Source organism: Legionella shakespearei DSM 23087, from assembly GCF_000373765.1.
Lineage (GTDB): Bacteria > Pseudomonadota > Gammaproteobacteria > Legionellales > Legionellaceae > Legionella > Legionella shakespearei.
This window is the reverse complement of sequence record NZ_KB892416.1, coordinates 1-17,713: the sequence shown is the minus strand read 5'-3', so window position 1 is coordinate 17,713 and position 17,713 is coordinate 1. Positions and strand designations below refer to the sequence as shown.

Here is a 17,713-nt window from a genome sequence, read left to right as displayed (position 1 = left end):
CGAGTGTAGCCCGTATTAGGCGCCAGCCGTAATACGGGATCGAAGTGGCAATGAACTCATCCCGTATTACGGCTACGCCTAATACGGGCTACAGATTGTGAATCCTGGCAGGGTTTGTAGCCTGGTCTGCTTGCAGCCGGGATCATGCAGAACCCAACCCCAAAATTCAGCTTACCACGTCAGCATATAAATCATAATCATCGCTGTCGGTAATCATCACTTCAACAAAATCACCCACTTTAACACCCGGTGTTGGCTTAAGATAAACCAGGCCATCAATTTCAGGGGCATCACTTTTACTGCGTGCAACAATATGTTCAGCAGTGATTTCGTCAACAAGCACTTGCTGAGTGCTGCCAATCCTGGCTTCCAGCTTCTTACGGCTGATTTCCGCCTGTAATTGCATAAACCGGTGATAACGCTCTTCTTTAACCTCTTCTGGCACCGGATCAGCAAGTTCATTCGCCTTGGCACCTTCAACGGGGGAATATTTGAAACAACCCACTCTATCCAACTGTGCCTCTTCCAAAAAGTCCAATAATTCCGAAAACTCTTCTTCCGTTTCACCAGGAAAGCCAACAATAAAGGTAGATCGTAAAGTAATATCAGGGCAAACCTCTCGCCATGAAGCAATGCGCAACAGGGTATTTTCACTGCTTGCTGGTCTTTTCATTGCTTTCAAAATACGTGAATTTGCATGTTGTAAAGGAATATCCAGGTAAGGAAGAATCAATCCATCTCTCATTAATGGAATAATGTCGTCAACATGAGGGTAAGGATAAACATAATGCAGACGCACCCAGATTCCCAGTTTACCTAACTCTTCGCACAGTTCATAAAAACGAGTATTAACGGTTCTGTCCTGCCATTCTACCGGTTGATATTTGGTATCCACCCCGTAAGCGCTGGTATCTTGAGAGATAACCAGTATTTCATTGACGCCGGCATCTTTCAATTTTTTTGCTTCGCTTAAGACCTGAACCAAAGGATAACTTTGCAGTTTTCCGCGCATGGTTGGAATAATACAGAACGTACATTTCTGATTACATCCTTCCGATATTTTTAGATAAGCATAATGGCGAGGAGTTAACTTGATGCCCTGTGGGGGGACTAATTGCGTAAAAGGATCTGCGGGTGGCGGCAAGTGTTCATGCACTGCATTAAGCACCTCTTCATAAGCATGTGCACCACTGATGTGCAGAACATCAGGGCACGCTTCTTTAATGATGTCCGCTTTGGCTCCCAGACAACCGGTGACTATCACCCGGCCATTTTCAGCCATAGCCTCTTTAATGGTATCCAGAGATTCCTTGACTGCGCTATCAATAAAACCACAAGTATTAATAACAACTACGCCCGCATCCTGATATGAGGACACCAATTCATAGCCCTGGGCACGTAATTGGGTAATGATTCGCTCGGAATCAACTAAAGCTTTAGGACAACCCAAGCTAACAAAACCGACTTTATGATTCATAAAACTCTATCTGTAAAAAAAGTGAACGGATTATATCAATGAAAAGGGTATCTTGTCGACAGTATAACGATTTAATGACGCCTTAGGAGCACTATGAATCAACTTATGAATGGTTTTTTAATAAGGTTTATGAACCCCCCCATCGTTTATCAGAAAAATTAGATATTTCCAGAAGGGAATAGCTATATTTCTGTCATTCGTTTGTGTTAATTATGATTTTTGTGTAGAATAATAAACCATCTTGATTGGTATTGGTTTATTTCTCTGCAGCAAATGAAATGCCGTACTAAAGATTAATGTACTTAAATAGTGCCATTCTGAACTTATTCCGATAAGGTAAAGTAAATGATGATTGATACATTGCAACAGAAAAAAAGACATCCCATTGCCTCACGTATACCCAGACTCATATGGATAAAAAATTTTTATGGTGTCCTGAATTCAGAGCCTCTTCCTGAAATAGACTTGCTTGGCAAAACAATTCGTACAGATAATTTACCTCGAGATAAAAAGCAGGCTCTCATTGTTGCACTTATTTGTTTTCCTGCAGTTGCACCGGAAGAAATTATTCAATTTGCGCAGAATCATCTTAAGCTGACAAATCAGAATATTTTTTCATTAGTTACAGCTATGGAGCGTTTGGATCTTTTAAAATGTCTTAAAGATCAAAATCAGAATGCATTTCCAGGTTACATACGAGCTAATAAATACCAGTTCATGCTAACCCTTGCAGAGCATGGTTGTCTTGATATTCTACAATGGTTGGAAACATGGATGCCACCAGATGAGTTTAAAGCTATGCTGGGATCCCATAAACCTTTTATACGTGCAGCTGAAAATGGTCATCTTCACTTACTGAAATGGCTTAACGAACGAGCAGGGGAACATTCCCTGGCTTTGAGGGCTGAAGGTTATGCAGCATATTGTTATGCCGCACAAAACGGTCACACGGACATAATGGAATGGATTACGGCTTCGCTTTCTCCTGAAGAAATAACCGAATTGCTTCAAACAAAGGGCTTTGATATTTTGAGTGGTGCTGCTAATAACGGGCATGTTAACACCTTGATTTTATTAAGAGATAGCCTAAAGTCTCAATTGTTTTTAGAGATGATTAGGCAGGATGGTTATGCAGTTTTTCGTCTGGCATGCCAGAATGAACGGCTGGAAGTTCTTAAATGGCTGAAAGAAAATATTCTTAGCGAATTTTTGGCAATGATCACAACCAATGATTATGGAGCATTCCGTTATGCCTTTAGTGAAGATAACCGTGAAGTTTTGAAATGGCTCATCATGAATTCAGCCGTGTGTTTTTCATATCTTGAGATGCATGGGCATGAATACGGAGCACTGATGGTGCCTCTCATGGATGACATGATAAGGGAATTAAACCATGAACGTGAACATTTTCGCTTAACTAGACCCAATGCTGTTTTCGATATTCAGGATGAAGAACGTGTTAAAGTGATGTTATTTGTCATACGAAATCTCATCAGGCAAAATAACAGCGCTCACAATGAAATTCTCAATTTTTTAATTGAAATTCCGTCAATACGAGCCCGGCTTCATGAAACATTAACTGATCAACCCAATGAATTGGTACATCTGGCTTTGACTACAGGTAATACGCACGCAGCTCGTATTCTGTTAAGTGTCGATGCAGTGAGAAGAATTGCCGCACAAAATAATTTTTACCGCATTGAAGCGACTCATGGTATTGATTATCGTACTTTGACGAGAGATCACGAATCGTCAATGCGTAGCTTATCCGAAGGAGAGCAAAAACGGTTAGAAAAGGCGATCAACTATTATCAGCCTACGATTGATGCAAGAGGTGCAGATTCAATTATTGACGAATTGAAAACGACTCTTGCAACGATCTATGTAAACTCACCCGCACAAATCGAGGTGGATGGACAAACGATAACCCTTCCCCTCTACTTTAATGAACTGACACAACTCAATCTAAAACCTGGTGATTATCAGAATGCACTTAAGGCTTATTATCAACACAAGGCACATACTGTTTTACGATATCTTTCCATTCCTAATCACTGGATACATCCGGATGCCTCCTATGTCTGTACCGATCCATCGAATCGAAGATTAAAATATGCTGATTTTCAGGGATATAAACCGGTAATTGCTATGTATTACCTCGCCGTAGTTGATAAATCTATTCCTCCTGCAGCCGGACATACTTATGAGGGCAAGATGGAGCATTTTATTAATGAGCTGGCGTTGATTGGTCGAGCTCATAATTGGGATAAAACACGAATAAGGAATGGTAAAGAGGAAGAGTTTGATGATTTGGGTGGAGATAGGCCCAGTTGCTATTCAGGAGTAAAAAAGCGTCTGTTCCAATCGGTTATTGGACATCCCTTTTTTGTAGTTTTGAATTTAAATACACTGATAGAAGAAATTAAAGAATTTGCTCGCAACCATTTTACAGTGCAGATAACAACAGAGAATAAAGCAGTCGCTTTTGATGCCTTTAATTATTATGTAACCATGCTTGATCTTGAGGCAGAACATGCCGAACAATTAAAGATCTTTAATATACCCAGAGAAAAGCAGAATGTATTTATTGATATGTTAAAGCAAAAATATGGCACCGCATTTACTGGCGATCCTGGTTTTATTTCTTATGTTGAAGAGGTCTTATCTTTAAAACCAAATTCCCCATCACCTTTGGACAGCTATCATGCATTGAAGCTGGATGGAATTACAGGATTGTATCAAATGCTTGAAAAAGTAAATCAATCTGAGGTTAATGAATCAAGCGCAACTACGGCTGAGAATGGTTTATTCCTATCAGGACATAAGCGAACACGAGACGCATTAGATAATTTGCCTGAAGATGATGTGCAAGAAGAATGGGGTTTTAGAAACTCTTAAGGATAAACCGTACCAAGCTTAAGGGATTTCACTTTGATTCGTAGTCCGTATTACGACTATCGCCTAATACGGACTACAATGCCACAGAACCTAGCCACCAGAAAAATAAGACGATCTATAGGAATAATCCGGTTGCGAAGGAGCTGCTCTCATAAATGAATAGTCATTACGAGCCGGTGAGGTATAAACAGGTGTCGATTCTACCGGTTTTTCTATCTCTGCCTTTGGAAATTTTACAGCAGCATTCAGAAATGCGCTTTGCCATAAATCATCAGGTGTTGCCTCAGAAGGCTCAGCTTGATTCATGGTTTTTTCTATCTGCCCGCGTAATTTGGCATCTTTTAAACAATCATCCAGCATATTCCATTTCTTTTTCTTGAGTATCTCAAAATCACTGGGTACATCATCAAGTGCTGACTCATCGCAAATCATTACAAACTTGTGAGATTTACCTAGTAGATCCTCATAATTTACAAGAACAATGACTGCATGATCCATCAATGTCCGGGTAATTGGGCACCAGGCCAAATCCCTAAGATTAACGGGCACAGGGTTCAGAATAAATTGTTTGAGGGCAACAAAACTCACTGGAAAAGAGGAGTCTTTGCACTGTTCCCTGGAAACAGGTGATGTATAGTATGAGTTCCTTCCACGTAATTTCTGAACATCCGTTTCATCATAAACATGTAAATCTTCACCAATGACTGGCTTGGACATTTGTTTGAAGGATATTGGGGATTTTAACAATTGCTCAACGGGACTTTTCATTTATATTTTTCCATGCTTTCTTTTTGTGCATACTAAATTAAATCAGCTTTGATTGCAATAAATAATGCAGTTACAGAGCGCATCTTTTTTTAAAAAAATGAGATTTATAATCAGGTCTGACTGACACAGACTTTAAATAAGTTTCTATAAAGTCAGAGCGTTTTCCTTCCTGGTTCCATAGCACGGGATAAAAGCTTTCTTCCATTGAAGTATCATTAAATTTGCGAAAACGTCCTTGAGCAAAGGCATGATTGGTAGGATGGAATTGCGCTATGTCTGGCATACAGTGTAAGGCAATGGCTCGCCTGTCTGTTGTAGTGGTATTTTTACCCGAACCATGCCAAAGACGCGAGTGATGAAACGCAGCCCCGCCAGCCGGAACTTCAACGCTTATAATTTCAAGAGGTTTGCCTAGCTGTGCCGCCAGATTTTTTATACTGCTCTGATGATCGTCCGGATCATGAAAGCATTCTGCTTTATGTTCTATCAAGGGCCATTTATGTGAGCCTTTGGCATATTCCAATGTGCCGCTGTTTTTAAATGTTTGATCTAAAGCTACCCAGCAGGTAATCATTTCATTAGGAACGATCCATTGCGTGTACTGAATGTCCTGATGAAATTCCAGTCCATTTGCACCTGGCGGCTTCCACAAGCAGCCATCCTGATTTAAACGGGTACCGGACCAACCAGCCAATTGTGCACAGAAATAGCCAATTTTTTCATGAAGAGCCAAGGAAGCAATAGTAGTATTAGACTTCCACGCATTCCAAATCATGCGGGTTACGTCATCTGGATCTCTACCTTCCGCCCAACGCCATTCATCAGGTGGAATAGTTGTCTCAAAAAAACCATTAAAAATGAGCGGGAAAGATTGAGCAACTTGTTCAACCAAGGGCAAGTCCATGAATTTTTCGATGATCAAATAACCATGTTCCTGAAAAAAATCTATTTGTTCTTTATCTATATGAAGCATGGTTCTCACTCATTTTTCCGCACTTATCAATAAACTGCCTGCTTTTCGATAAAGATCTAAATGTTCTCTGTTTTCAAACCATTTTCCATTATATTCCGCAGGCAAATGAGACGGATCATATAATAATTCTGCGTCAACATGTTTAAAACCAGAATGTTTAAGCATGGTGATATAGGTTTGTATGCTGCGATTGTATAGTGTAGCTGATAAATGGTTCTGCCAGTTTTGAGTATGTGTATTCTCTTCAAAATAGCTTAGTGCAAATGCTAATTTTCCTCCTTTTAGTAACAGATGAAAGAGATTATTGAACAACATCTGGAGATGTTCATCACTGGTATAAAAGAACGTTTCTATAGAATAAATGTGAGTAAACTGTCTGCTGATAAAGGGCAGCTGATTCATATCCTGATTTAAAAAAAGCACCTTGGACCATGGGTTCGCTTCAGTAGCTTTTTGTATCATTTTTTCAGAAATATCTACTCCAACAGCAAGTCCGTCTTTGATTAAAGTAGAAATATGCCGGATTGCCCATCCTTGACCACATCCCAATTCAAGGACTTTTGAGTCAGATTGCAAATTCAGTGATCTTATTATTCCTTCAAGTAGAAACTGATGCCTGTGCTCCATCCATTCATAGCAATTACTATCAACCCAGGTATTAAATTCATTTTTAATTTGTAATGAAACAGACATTGCAACCTCAAATAGCATCGATTGGAAACGGATTTTTCATTCGCAACCGGTAGTGTTCATTGAATACATCAAATAGCGCTTCATTGCCAAGTAAGCGCTTTTTTCTATGACCATTCAATAATTCATTTATAGGAATGGAATGAGTCAATAACATTTCAGTATAAGGACTGCCTTCTGCAATTATGTTTCCGTGCGTGTCTAATATGCAGGCAAATCCAGGGCAAAGTAGATTATTTTCCTCAGATTCATACCAAATAATATCGCTTGCTACAAACCAGCATTGCGTATCATAAGCACGGGCAATGCAATGGTTTTTCCTGGCAAGACGCTGCATTATATCAGATTCATTCCTTATTCGGTTAAAACTTGGACAAAATAATACATCTGCTCCTTTTAAGGCTGAAATTAAAGCGGGTTCACGAAACCAGCTGTCGTAACAAATAAGAATACTGTATTTCACGCCACGCTTTGCAAAAACAGGGAATGAATTGCCTTGCAAAAAATAATCGCCATCATAATAGGCTTTACGATATTTCCCAACACATGCACCTTTATCAATCACAACTACTGTATTGTATAAAGCATTTCCTTCACGTTCATTTAAACCGAGTAATAAAGTAGTTTTTTTGAAAACAGAAAATTTTTGACATAAAGATGCAAATTCGGTGCTTTTTAAATCAATCGAAAACTCCAGCGCTTCCTCTTTGGTGGCCAATAATCCATGCAGAAAAGTTTCTGGCATGCACAGAATATCAATATCCTGGTTATTAGCTTCATTCATTACGTCTATTGTTTTTTCAAGAGAAAGGTCAGGTGATTTTTCAACAATCGGCCCCTGATAGGCTGCAACGCGAAAGTAGAGATCATCGTTCATCATTAGAGTCTTCATTTAATTGGGTCAAATGCCGTACATAATAATTACAAAAATCATAGAGACTGCATTGCGAGGAAAAGCCAAGATATTCAGTCAAATGAATAAAGGGTGTATCACAATGTTTAATAAGTAATTCTTTGTCGGCGCTGTAAAATTCCAAATTCAATTTCCACACAGCAAGAGAAAAACTCAAATTATCTTCGGCTGGGCATTGAATGCGTTGCGAGGGTAAAATAAAGGGATAAAGATAAGGAACTCTTGCCAGTCGATTGTCAGGGAGAACCATAACCAGACCACCGAAGTTGGTTCCTACAATAAAATCTCTGAAATCACCTATTTCAATAGTACTTCTGTTGCACACTGAACTCATTGCAAGACAGGTTTCATTCACAGGATATTCTTCTTTTAACAGTTGTTTTACATAATTTAATGTTTCTCCTGTGAAACTGTCGTCATCGACCAGACAATAAGATTGTTTTGGTAATTTGCTTATTTGCAGTTCCAATGGTTCTGATTCTGGACGAGCGCCAAAACCTAATTTGATATCTGGAAGACCAAAACGAAAATAACGGGAAACACCCAGATTGAATTCAGCTTCATAACATGGGTCAAGGCTAAGTATGGTTTTATGAGATGTTGCATTTCTGATTTCTGCAATTTGTTGTGCAGCAGATATGATTTCGATTTTAAAATCAGGGTTATGTTTCGTATAAGTAGCTTGTATTAGCTCCACAAATTGACACAAAAACCGTTCTGCAGTTAATAAAAGTGATTGCTTGGGGTGATTTTTTATCCAATGTCTATAGAAGATTTCGTCCGTTCTTAAATAAAAAATCTGGCATTTTTTCCCTGATGTAAATTGTTTTTTTTGTCTGATTTTTTCACTGGATAAAAATAGAGGGGTATCATTTTTTACAAAATAAAGATTTTCGTTTCCTTTGATTAGAGGTGAGTTTCTAATTGTTTCTTCCTGTGTTTCTGCGCCAGCTCTTTCAACGCAAACAGAGATGCCCCTATCGATAAATGCATAATGAAAACGAGCATTATCTCCTCCAAAAACATACGCTACTTTTATGGCTATGGTTGTTTTGATATACAAGGCGAGTTCTTTTTCCAGACGTAAAATGACATCTGTAAAATTAATAGGCTTTCTATGCTCCAGATATTCCCATAGCCATACATCCAGCCATGAACTCTCCGAGACAGAATCAATCAGGGTGTTTATATGTTTTCTGGAACAATAATCAGTAACAGCGGATTTGCTTTGAATGTAATCCTGGTGGGAAGGGGAAATGAAACCTGCAATTACTTTTTTTCCCTCTGCTTCAAGCGCTTCTCGGGCTTTTTTCATCATGACCAGGTGTTCTTCATGAATTGGGCAAAACCCTCCCGTTGTTAATAGAACAACATATTCTTGTCCGGATTGAACAGGTTCATTGGCTAATGACTGCATCAATTTGTGCAAGGGTAGAGTTGGCCAGGGGCTCTGATAAGAAATTGTCGCGTTATCAATAAATCCTGCTGCAATGGTCTGGTCTAATGATTTTGTTTTTAAAAAGTAACTTTTATAAAAACGATCATTCATGACTGATTGATAAGTTTCTTTAGGTAAAGTTTGTTTTTCATCTGGAAAGTCAGGTCCTAGTGATTCATACACAATATCAAGACGAATAACAATACGATCTTCATAAGACAAGTTTTTAGTTACGCCGTGTCTGATACGATGAGCCAGAAGTAAAGCATTACCGGCTTTGGGGCGATTGGTATGTAAAATGTCGGCTTGGTGAAAGGGAGTCGCATCATCGGGAAAAGAGCGCTCACTTAATGGCTTATTACGCTCAGGATCCAGTAGAATAACTGTTTCACCCCCACTTTCCGGCTGTTGCGAGGTCAGATAGATGAGCAGACTGTATAGGGTTTTTTGCTTTCCGTCCTGATAGCCTTCATCATAATGTCCAACCAGTTCTCCCTCATGAGTATAAGCGATAAAGCGAAACAAAGGACTTAAACCAGCAAGTTTCCACACGGTATCTTTGCCGCCATCAATAGGTTGATAGCCGTCATCAAAAAGATAAGGTTCCAACAAGGGTTCCAGACGTTCAAATAAAATCCCCGCCAATGCCGGATTATACGTACTGCCTCGATATTGTTGCCCATGATGACATGGTTTACCATGTATATCTGCATAGGATTTTTCCTGCTTTTTAAGCACATCAAGAAAAAAGAGGATTTCTTGCTCTGTCAAAAGGGATTCAATCTGATGAACGTAAGGAAGTATGGTTTTTATTTTTATATCTTTATGATTGGGCTGTTTAAACAGCACAAGAGACTCATTCTTTAGTACAAACAAATTATGAAAGGTACTCAGATCTATCTGTTTTTTTATGCTGATTTCAGGATGCCATCCTCCAGGTACCGATTTGTCATACACATCAAAATGCAATCCTTGAGGTGGAGTAAAATATTTATGGCGATTGTTATTATGTCTTTGCATCGCTAATTCTGCATAAGTCGCGAAATAGCTACGGCTTTCGTCATCCATTGCTCTTACTAATGATTCTCGTTCCTCATGGCTCATATTGAGATAGTAGCTATACCACTCTAAAAAATCGTAGCTGAAACCAAAACTTAATTCATCCAGAGCGCCATCATAGGTATTACCGGTCGGAGGTGCGTTGATGATGGATTCTGGTATGTTTAAATATCTGGCTAATTGGTATACTTCGCTTTTATGTATATCAGAAATGCACTGAATATCAACCATGGCATCTGATGCCTTACCAAAAAAACCAATAAAAGCACCTTCATCGCGATTAATGGTACCTATAACCGCGGCTGAAAAACCTTGCTCATGCAATTGGTTGGCAATTTGATAAAATACCGGGGTTCTCAAATTAGAGACTAACTGTCCCTGACTCCAGGCTGTGTCTGTAAAATTAAAGGTTTTATTAACGCACTCATACAGGATGTTATGAACAGGTGTCAAATCTAAAACGGATGTTTCCATCCCTAATACCTTAACCAGTTCTGTTGCGCGTTGTGTTGCTATATCCTGATCAGTGGCTCCATCACAATCATAAAATGGAAGGCACAGGGGGACTATTTTTTTAAGGCATGATTGGTTGCTGTCTTGCAATCGCTTCAGGATTGCAAGGGTTACTGCTGAATCTATACCACCGCTCACACCAATCACTGCGGCACTCAGATGTGTTTTTTTAAAATAACGGCTTAATAACTTTAATTTGGCTTTCAAATAGAATGATGGAGAAAATGCTCTGCTATTTCGGTAAGTGTTTAGCTGCGAGGCCATCTGCATTGGAAGTGGGGGGTGAATACAAGGGTTCATAAAAAATTCTTATTCATATGGGGTGAGGTATTTTTTGCAGTAACACAAAACTGTTTTTTGTTTCCCGTAAAGAAAAAGCCTCATTCGTCAAACGGCAAATTACCTTGTTAAAAAAACGGGTTATAAATTCATACCACTGTTCAAGCTCAAGAGCTTTTTCAGTAATTCCCTGGTAATGTCTGAGCAGCAAATATCCACCAGGTCTAACCAACGAGTTAAAACACTGGTCTATACATTCTTCCAGTTCCTGCGTGTCAAAGGCGTTAATAATCTCGTGGGTAGTACGAATCATACTGCCTTCACTTTCATACACCTCAACAAGTGAACGGCCTTGTGCCCGGCAAAAACCATCTAGCATCAAGTCATCAAACAAATGGTTGGCGGTAACCACATCATATGTTGCGCTTTGGACTAAAAATAAATCATCACAAATACAATTTAGTTTAAAAGGAATTCCAGAAAGGGCGAGTATGTCTTTCAATCCATTCAATGCTGATTCTGATTTGTCTAATACGGTTAAGTTTCCTTTGAAATTCAATAATTTTAAAGCCAATTCAATTTTAGGTGAAAAGCCAGGACCAATATCGAGTATGGACAGTGTATTTTCACTAATGATATTTTGCAGCATCATTTTCCAATGAGTTGCCTGCTCATAGTATCCTTTAATGTAAGAGAAAAACTCGTAGGTTCTCTTTTGGGTGTCAAATCGATTGCGATTTAACAATTCGGTACTCTGGTATTCTCCGGAATCAATAGTGTTGGATACTAATTGCAAGTCTCTTTTTATATTTTCTTTTTCAATATCAGAGCAAGACTGAATCTGGTGTTCGATTTTAGAAAGGATTAATAACAGCGCTTCATTATTCATTGGTACATTTTGTCTCTGGAAATAAAAGATCAACAATAGGATCAAGAACGTTTTGCGGAGCTCCAATTCCAGGCATATGATGTAATGAAAAGCCTGGACCTGTATTAAACTCACAAAAGATATAACTGTCTGGGGAGCAGGGTGTAACTGGATCCTTTATCAATAAATCAACACTGGTAAAACCGTTTTCCGGGAACAGTTTATGGATGCTTTTAGCAAGTTCTACGTAACTTGGGTGGATGGAGTTGGTATCAAGCGCTTCACATTGAGCCCCCCAGGTTACATTGGCATTGTAACGCAGCAGCACTACTCTATCTTTTTCCGGGATAGAATCGAGAGTTAATTGTTGATGGTTCAAGGCTCTTAATCCATCTGTGTCCTGTATGAAAATTTCTGTCAGGCAAGTAGAGCGAGGATTTAGCCTGCGATGATTTTCTTTTTCGATAAGACTTTGAATGGTGGATACACCATCACCTACTACTCGTGGAGCGGTACGCCGGACAATAAATGGCTCTTCAACACCATTTATTATGAGGAAGCGATAGTCGTCTCCATCAAAATGCTGCTCGACCATTATATTGCATTGTATTTCACTTTTGAGAATATCTTCAAACGCCGTTTTTAACTCATGCTCTGTTTGCAGGTTAGGATATACAAAAAATCCTTGTGAACCATTGGTTTTCTTTAGTACAACTGGGTAGCCTATCTGACCTGCAAAAGACAGAGCCTCTTCGATGCCATTGTGATCAAATACCCTGGCTTTGGGAACAGAGTATCCCTGATATTCCATCAGTTTTTTACTGTAAAATTTGTCATCGAGTATGATATAGGAATTACTGGGGGTAATACTGGTTTGATAATTAACGAGATATTCGATATGAGCTTCTTTTTGAGCTACAACTATATCAGTGTTAGGTAATAAATTTAATTCAATTCCTCTGTCTGCTATGTACTTTAATAGAAGCGAGAAATTAAAAGAGAACATGCTTGTGTCAAACATCAACTCATCCAAAACGTGTTTTAATTTTTCAGATAACAGTATCTTTTTGCAGTAGAATTAACCACCACCGCCACCATCTGGTCTGCTGTAATGGGATTGATATATACCTTCATGAGCGGAAATGTTCTTTTTCTCAGGTCGATGATAAAACCATGTATTGGGATTGTTGGTCTTGTGTTCCGTTTCTTTAATCTGTATATCAAGGTTCACTTCAGCTTTAAAATTAGTAGTTATTTCCATATATAAAGAATCCAATTACTGACTTGGTGCCATATTATTACATACCTTAAAATGGTGCAAGCTATTTTAAGCCCCTTAGAGAGGGACATGCTCTGTTTTAATTGACTTGCTTCAATATTTTGGTGAATTCCTCTGCAGAAATTTCCCCAACCAGTTTTAATTGCTTCATTTCCTCCCCTTGAGGATTAAAAAACACAAAGGTTGGCGGCGCAATTACATTAAACTGATGCATTAAGGCTTTATTTTCAGCATTATTAGCTGTGACATCAACCTTTATCACCTGGAAATGACTCAGGAGTTCTTCAACGCGACTGTCTTTAAGCGTTGTCGCCTCCATCATTTTGCAAGACGCACACCAGTCAGCATAGAAATCAAGCATGACGGGTTTACCTTTGGCTTCTTGTATCGCACTTTGAACACTGCGCACAGTACTAGGTTGCATAGCTACTGGCGATTGGGCTGCAGTTGCTTGTGGCAAGTTGTTTAAAGGTTGCAAGGGATTGCTTGAACCCATGCTGGCGCCAACCAGAATCAGTAATCCATAGCCCAGCAAAATAATACCAGTCCCCTGACGGAATTTTTGCTGATTGGTGATGGCCTGATTCAAGGCTCCGGCGTAAATTCCAGAGAAAATGAGCAGGCAAGCCCAAAGCACCATAGTAAGGCCTGTAGGTACAATACGTTCCATCAGGTATATGGCAACACCAAGCAGTAATACACCAAAGAAGGCTTTGACTGAATTCATCCAGTTGCCTGACCGCGGCAACCATTTTCCTGCTGAGGTGCCTATAAGTAACAAGGGCGTACCCATGCCTAGGCTCAAGACAAATAAGGTCAATGCGCCAAGAAGTACATTTCCAGTCTGGGCGATGTAGGTCAATACGCCAATCAGGGGGGCTGTGACACAAGGCGATAAAATCAGGGTAGAGAGGCATCCCATAATGGCAGCACCTATATAATGCCCGCCACGCTGGGAATTGCTGGAGCCGGCTATTTTTGCCTGCCAGGCATCAGGAAGCTTAAATTCATAGAAGCCAAACATGGACAAAGCTAATAGAATAAAAATCAGGCTGAATATACTAATGGCCCAAGGTGATTGCATGCTGATTTGTAAATTGGTACCCAGCAGGGCCACGATTGCGCCTACTGCGGCATAAGTCACTGACATGCTCAGCACATAACTTAAAGAAAGAAAAAAAGCTTTTCGAGTCGTAACCTCTTTTCCATGGCCGATAATGATGCCGGATAAAACCGGTACCATGGGTAAGATGCATGGGGTGAACGATAGGAGCAAACCAAAGCCAAAAAAGATGAGCAAGATCATTGCCCAATTATGGTTGGCGAATACTTGCGCGATGTTATTTTCACTTTGCTCATTGGTGGTTGGGCTTGCCTTGACTGCTGTTTGGCTGTGCTCTAAATCAACCATGGACAGAGCTAATTGATCATCTATAGCAAGTTTGATGTGTTTTGTTTCTGGCGGGTAACAAAAGCCGTCGTCGGAACAGCCTTGATAATGTAATTCCAGTAAGGTTTCACCAGGGGTGTCTCCCAGAACAGGGACGGGTATGGACAGCTGATTGCGATACACCGTATAAGTATGCCCACGCTTGTCTGTTTTCGTCATGGTTGGTGGAAAGCGTAAGGTCCCCAGATGAATATTGCTATCAGCTGGAGCGGTAACACTGATGCGGTCACTGTAGAGAAAATAGCCTGGTTTTATATCCCATTGCACAACAAAAGTATTGGGATCTAATATTTTAGCCTCAACTTGAAATACTTCAGCTGCAGGAAGGGGGGTTGCCTGTGTGACGGCGCTAATAACGCAAAAGATAAAAAGTAATAAGCATTTTTTCATTCATAGGCCTGTGAGCATAGATAATAGATACTATTGTAGTGTGAGCCGGGGCTTGAGGCAAACCTGTATGTTTGTAGCCCGTATTAGCGAAGCGTAATACGGGAAATAACCTCCCCACTCCGATCCTGTATTACGCTTCGCTAATACAGGCTACAAATCTAAAATAATTTTCATATAAACCCTTGAAACTTTATTTTACGTCCCCATATGCATGTCATCAGGATGGTTTGCTGCAAATCCGTCACGATTTACACCTTATAGTTTAATTTAAAATCAGGAGATACAAGTATGAAAATTCGTCCTTTACACGATCGCGTAGTTGTTCGTCGTATGGAAGAAGAGCGTACCACAGCGGGTGGTATTGTGATTCCAGATAGCGCTACTGAAAAACCTATGCGCGGTGAAATTATTGCTGTTGGTGCAGGCAAAGTTCTGGACAATGGTGATGTACGTGCATTAGCTGTAAAAGTAGGCGATGTAGTACTGTTTGGTAAATATTCTGGTACTGAAGTTAAAGTGGATGGCAAAGAATTAGTTGTGATGCGCGAAGACGACATCATGGGTGTAATTGAGAAGTAATCTAAATCTAATTGTTTAAGGAGATTGAGTAATGGCTAAAGAATTACGTTTTGGTGACGACGCTCGCCTGCAAATGTTAGCTGGTGTTAATGCATTGGCTGATGCGGTTCAAGTAACTATGGGTCCACGTGGCCGTAATGTTGTTTTAGAAAAATCTTATGGTGCTCCAACGGTTACTAAAGACGGTGTGTCTGTTGCTAAAGAAATCGAATTCGAACAGCGCTTCATGAACATGGGTGCTCAAATGGTTAAAGAAGTTGCTTCTAAAACTTCTGATACTGCGGGTGATGGTACTACTACTGCTACTGTATTGGCTCGTTCTATCCTGGTTGAAGGAAACAAGGCAGTTGCTGCTGGCATGAACCCAATGGATCTGAAACGTGGTATAGACAAAGCAGTATTGGCTGTAACCCAAAAATTACAATCTATGTCCAAGCCTTGCAAAGACACTAAAGCAATCGCTCAGGTTGGTACTATCTCTGCTAACTCTGACGAAGCTATTGGTTCTATCATTGCTGAAGCGATGGAAAAAGTAGGTAAAGAAGGCGTTATTACTGTTGAAGACGGTAATGGCCTGGAAAATGAATTATCTGTTGTTGAAGGTATGCAGTTTGACCGTGGTTACATTTCTCCATACTTCATCAACAACCAACAAAGCATGACTTGTGAACTGGAGCATCCATTCATTTTATTGGTGGACAAGAAAGTTTCCAGCATTCGTGACATGCTTTCTGTTCTTGAAGGTGTTGCAAAATCTGGCCGTCCATTATTGATCATTGCTGAAGATGTTGAAGGCGAAGCTCTGGCAACTCTGGTTGTTAACAACATGCGTGGTATTGTTAAAGTATGTGCGGTTAAAGCACCTGGTTTTGGTGATCGCCGTAAAGCCATGTTGCAAGACATCGCAATCCTGACCAGCGGACAAGTTATTTCTGAAGAAATTGGCAAGAGCCTTGAAGCTGCTACTTTAGAAGACTTAGGCACTGCAAAACGTATCGTAGTTACCAAAGAAAACACAACCATCATTGATGGCGAAGGTAAAGCTGCTGAAATCAATGCGCGCATTACTCAAATTCGTGCTCAAATGGAAGAAACTTCTTCTGATTACGATCGTGAGAAATTACAAGAGCGTGTTGCCAAATTAGCTGGCGGTGTTGCTGTAATTAAAGTAGGTGCTGCGACTGAAGTAGAAATGAAAGAGAAGAAAGCTCGCGTAGAAGATGCTCTTCATGCTACTCGTGCGGCAGTTGAAGAAGGTATTGTAGCTGGTGGTGGTGTTGCTCTGATTCGTGCACAAAGTGCTCTTGATTCAATCAAAGGCGACAACGACGACCAAACTATGGGTATCAGCATTCTGCGCCGTGCTATTGAATCTCCATTGCGCCAGATCGTTTCAAACGCAGGTTATGAGTCTTCTGTAGTGGTGAATAAAGTTGCTGAAAACAAAGACAACTTTGGATTCAACGCAGCTACTGGCGAGTACGGTGATATGGTTAAGATGGGTATTCTTGATCCAACTAAAGTAACTCGTATGGCATTACAAAATGCTGCTTCTGTAGCCAGCTTAATGTTAACTACTGAGTGCATGGTTGCTGATTTACCCAAGAAAGATGATGCTGTTGGCGCTGGTGATATGGGCGGCATGGGCGGTATGGGTGGCATGGGCGGTATGATGTAAGCCAGGCTATCCCTTTAAAAACCCGCCACCAGGCGGGTTTTTTTTATCTTGAAGAATCCAGGCTTGCTCCCATTCGCATGAAATCAAGGAAACCGAGCCGCGACCGTGAGGGAGCGGAGCTTTTCAGATTTGTGAATGAATAAAAAACTTGAGGTACATAATCCGCAATGGAGTATATCAAACTGTTCCGCTCCCTCACGGTCATTGCTTTATACACAAATAATTCCAAATAGAATAATATCGACCCATTTGAAGAAAAGCGTGGATATTAGTTATGGAAATGTCAGAAGATTGGGTTGAAAAAGAAGTAGAGGATGAAGATTTTGGAGATAAGCGATTAAATAAGCGTTTTAAGAAATTGCTCGGGAGTTTATTTAAATCGCCGGATAAAAGCATATCGGGCTCATGCAAGGGCTGGGATGAAACGATGGGAGCCTATCGTTTTATAGGCCATCATAAAG

General features: G+C 40.1%; 14 protein-coding genes. 4 read left to right on the top strand and 10 right to left on the bottom strand.

The window, feature by feature from the left end:
* Positions 1 to 166 precede the first annotated feature (166 nt).
* Positions 167 to 1,477 carry a 30S ribosomal protein S12 methylthiotransferase RimO gene (gene rimO, locus B094_RS0111905; protein ID WP_018578042.1) on the bottom strand — a complete coding sequence of 437 codons (1,311 nt, stop codon included), beginning with the start codon at positions 1,475 to 1,477 and terminating at the stop codon, positions 167 to 169.
* A gap of 345 nt (positions 1,478 to 1,822) precedes the next feature.
* On the opposite strand from rimO, the gene B094_RS16195 reads away from it, so the two are divergent.
* Entirely contained in the window at positions 1,823 to 4,375 is a 2,553-nt protein-coding gene (locus tag B094_RS16195) for an ankyrin repeat domain-containing protein (protein WP_018578041.1), read from the top strand.
* Between the two features lie 90 nt (positions 4,376 to 4,465).
* Here B094_RS16195 and B094_RS0111895 read toward each other — a convergent pair whose 3' ends face one another.
* From B094_RS0111895 to dsbD, 9 genes are all read right to left on the bottom strand, one after another.
* Positions 4,466 to 5,143 (bottom strand): RING finger protein, encoded by a 678-nt coding sequence (locus tag B094_RS0111895; RefSeq protein ID WP_018578040.1) that lies wholly within the window; start codon positions 5,141 to 5,143, stop codon positions 4,466 to 4,468.
* A 70-nt stretch (positions 5,144 to 5,213) separates the two neighbouring features.
* On the bottom strand, positions 5,214 to 6,116 hold the full coding sequence (locus tag B094_RS0111890) for a phytanoyl-CoA dioxygenase family protein (protein WP_018578039.1): 903 nt from the start codon (positions 6,114 to 6,116) through the stop codon (positions 5,214 to 5,216).
* Positions 6,117 to 6,125: 9 nt separating this feature from the next.
* Positions 6,126 to 6,809: a class I SAM-dependent methyltransferase gene (locus tag B094_RS0111885; RefSeq protein ID WP_162263950.1), complete on the bottom strand. Its 684-nt coding sequence runs from the start codon at positions 6,807 to 6,809 to the stop codon at positions 6,126 to 6,128.
* A gap of 7 nt (positions 6,810 to 6,816) precedes the next feature.
* Positions 6,817 to 7,686: a carbon-nitrogen hydrolase family protein gene (locus tag B094_RS0111880; protein ID WP_018578037.1), complete on the bottom strand. Its 870-nt coding sequence runs from the start codon at positions 7,684 to 7,686 to the stop codon at positions 6,817 to 6,819.
* Positions 7,673 to 11,029 carry an NAD(+) synthase gene (gene nadE, locus B094_RS0111875; RefSeq protein ID WP_051078218.1) on the bottom strand — a complete coding sequence of 1,119 codons (3,357 nt, stop codon included), beginning with the start codon at positions 11,027 to 11,029 and terminating at the stop codon, positions 7,673 to 7,675. Before nadE ends, B094_RS0111880 begins: the two co-directional genes overlap by 14 nt.
* A 13-nt stretch (positions 11,030 to 11,042) precedes the next feature.
* The gene (locus tag B094_RS0111870; RefSeq protein ID WP_018578035.1) at positions 11,043 to 11,897 is read right to left on the bottom strand and encodes a hypothetical protein; all 855 of its coding nucleotides are present in this window, start codon (positions 11,895 to 11,897) and stop codon (positions 11,043 to 11,045) included.
* Entirely contained in the window at positions 11,890 to 12,897 is a 1,008-nt protein-coding gene (locus B094_RS0111865; protein WP_018578034.1) for a hypothetical protein, read from the bottom strand. The genes B094_RS0111870 and B094_RS0111865 overlap by 8 nt, the downstream gene beginning before the upstream one ends.
* 57 nt (positions 12,898 to 12,954) lie before the next feature.
* Positions 12,955 to 13,137, bottom strand: coding sequence for a hypothetical protein (locus B094_RS0111860; protein ID WP_018578033.1), 183 nt, complete (start codon positions 13,135 to 13,137; stop codon positions 12,955 to 12,957).
* Positions 13,138 to 13,234: 97 nt separating this feature from the next.
* Positions 13,235 to 14,995 (bottom strand): protein-disulfide reductase DsbD, encoded by a 1,761-nt coding sequence (gene dsbD / locus B094_RS0111855; RefSeq protein ID WP_018578032.1) that lies wholly within the window; start codon positions 14,993 to 14,995, stop codon positions 13,235 to 13,237.
* 288 nt (positions 14,996 to 15,283) lie between these two features.
* Here dsbD and groES point away from each other — a divergent pair, with 288 nt between their 5' ends.
* The 3 genes from groES to B094_RS0111840 all read left to right on the top strand — a co-directional run.
* Complete coding sequence (gene groES / locus B094_RS0111850) at positions 15,284 to 15,574, top strand: co-chaperone GroES (protein WP_018578031.1); 291 nt, start codon at positions 15,284 to 15,286, stop codon at positions 15,572 to 15,574.
* Between the two features lie 31 nt (positions 15,575 to 15,605).
* On the top strand, positions 15,606 to 17,252 hold the full coding sequence (gene groL, locus B094_RS0111845; RefSeq protein ID WP_018578030.1) for a chaperonin GroEL: 1,647 nt from the start codon (positions 15,606 to 15,608) through the stop codon (positions 17,250 to 17,252).
* 274 nt (positions 17,253 to 17,526) lie between these two features.
* Positions 17,527 to 17,713 (top strand): IS4/Tn5 family transposase DNA-binding protein (locus tag B094_RS0111840; RefSeq protein ID WP_018578029.1); only part of this gene is annotated, 187 nt, incomplete at its 3' end.

What these genes read in the sequence shown, in the direction of transcription:
- nadE (WP_051078218.1), bottom strand. Translation starts at nt 11,029, where the DNA reads ATGAACCCTTGTATTCACCCCCCACTTCCAATGCAGATGGCCTCGCAG.
- B094_RS0111870 (WP_018578035.1), bottom strand. Translation starts at nt 11,897, where the DNA reads ATGAATAATGAAGCGCTGTTATTAATCCTTTCTAAAATCGAACACCAG.
- B094_RS16195 (WP_018578041.1), top strand. Translation starts at nt 1,823, where the DNA reads ATGATGATTGATACATTGCAACAGAAAAAAAGACATCCCATTGCCTCA.
- groES (WP_018578031.1), top strand. Translation starts at nt 15,284, where the DNA reads ATGAAAATTCGTCCTTTACACGATCGCGTAGTTGTTCGTCGTATGGAA.
- groL (WP_018578030.1), top strand. Translation starts at nt 15,606, where the DNA reads ATGGCTAAAGAATTACGTTTTGGTGACGACGCTCGCCTGCAAATGTTA.
- B094_RS0111880 (WP_018578037.1), bottom strand. Translation starts at nt 7,686, where the DNA reads ATGATGAACGATGATCTCTACTTTCGCGTTGCAGCCTATCAGGGGCCG.
- B094_RS0111865 (WP_018578034.1), bottom strand. Translation starts at nt 12,897, where the DNA reads ATGTTTGACACAAGCATGTTCTCTTTTAATTTCTCGCTTCTATTAAAG.
- B094_RS0111885 (WP_162263950.1), bottom strand. Translation starts at nt 6,809, where the DNA reads ATGTCTGTTTCATTACAAATTAAAAATGAATTTAATACCTGGGTTGAT.
- B094_RS0111860 (WP_018578033.1), bottom strand. Translation starts at nt 13,137, where the DNA reads ATGGAAATAACTACTAATTTTAAAGCTGAAGTGAACCTTGATATACAG.
- B094_RS0111895 (WP_018578040.1), bottom strand. Translation starts at nt 5,143, where the DNA reads ATGAAAAGTCCCGTTGAGCAATTGTTAAAATCCCCAATATCCTTCAAA.
- rimO (WP_018578042.1), bottom strand. Translation starts at nt 1,477, where the DNA reads ATGAATCATAAAGTCGGTTTTGTTAGCTTGGGTTGTCCTAAAGCTTTA.
- dsbD (WP_018578032.1), bottom strand. Translation starts at nt 14,995, where the DNA reads ATGAAAAAATGCTTATTACTTTTTATCTTTTGCGTTATTAGCGCCGTC.
- B094_RS0111890 (WP_018578039.1), bottom strand. Translation starts at nt 6,116, where the DNA reads ATGCTTCATATAGATAAAGAACAAATAGATTTTTTTCAGGAACATGGT.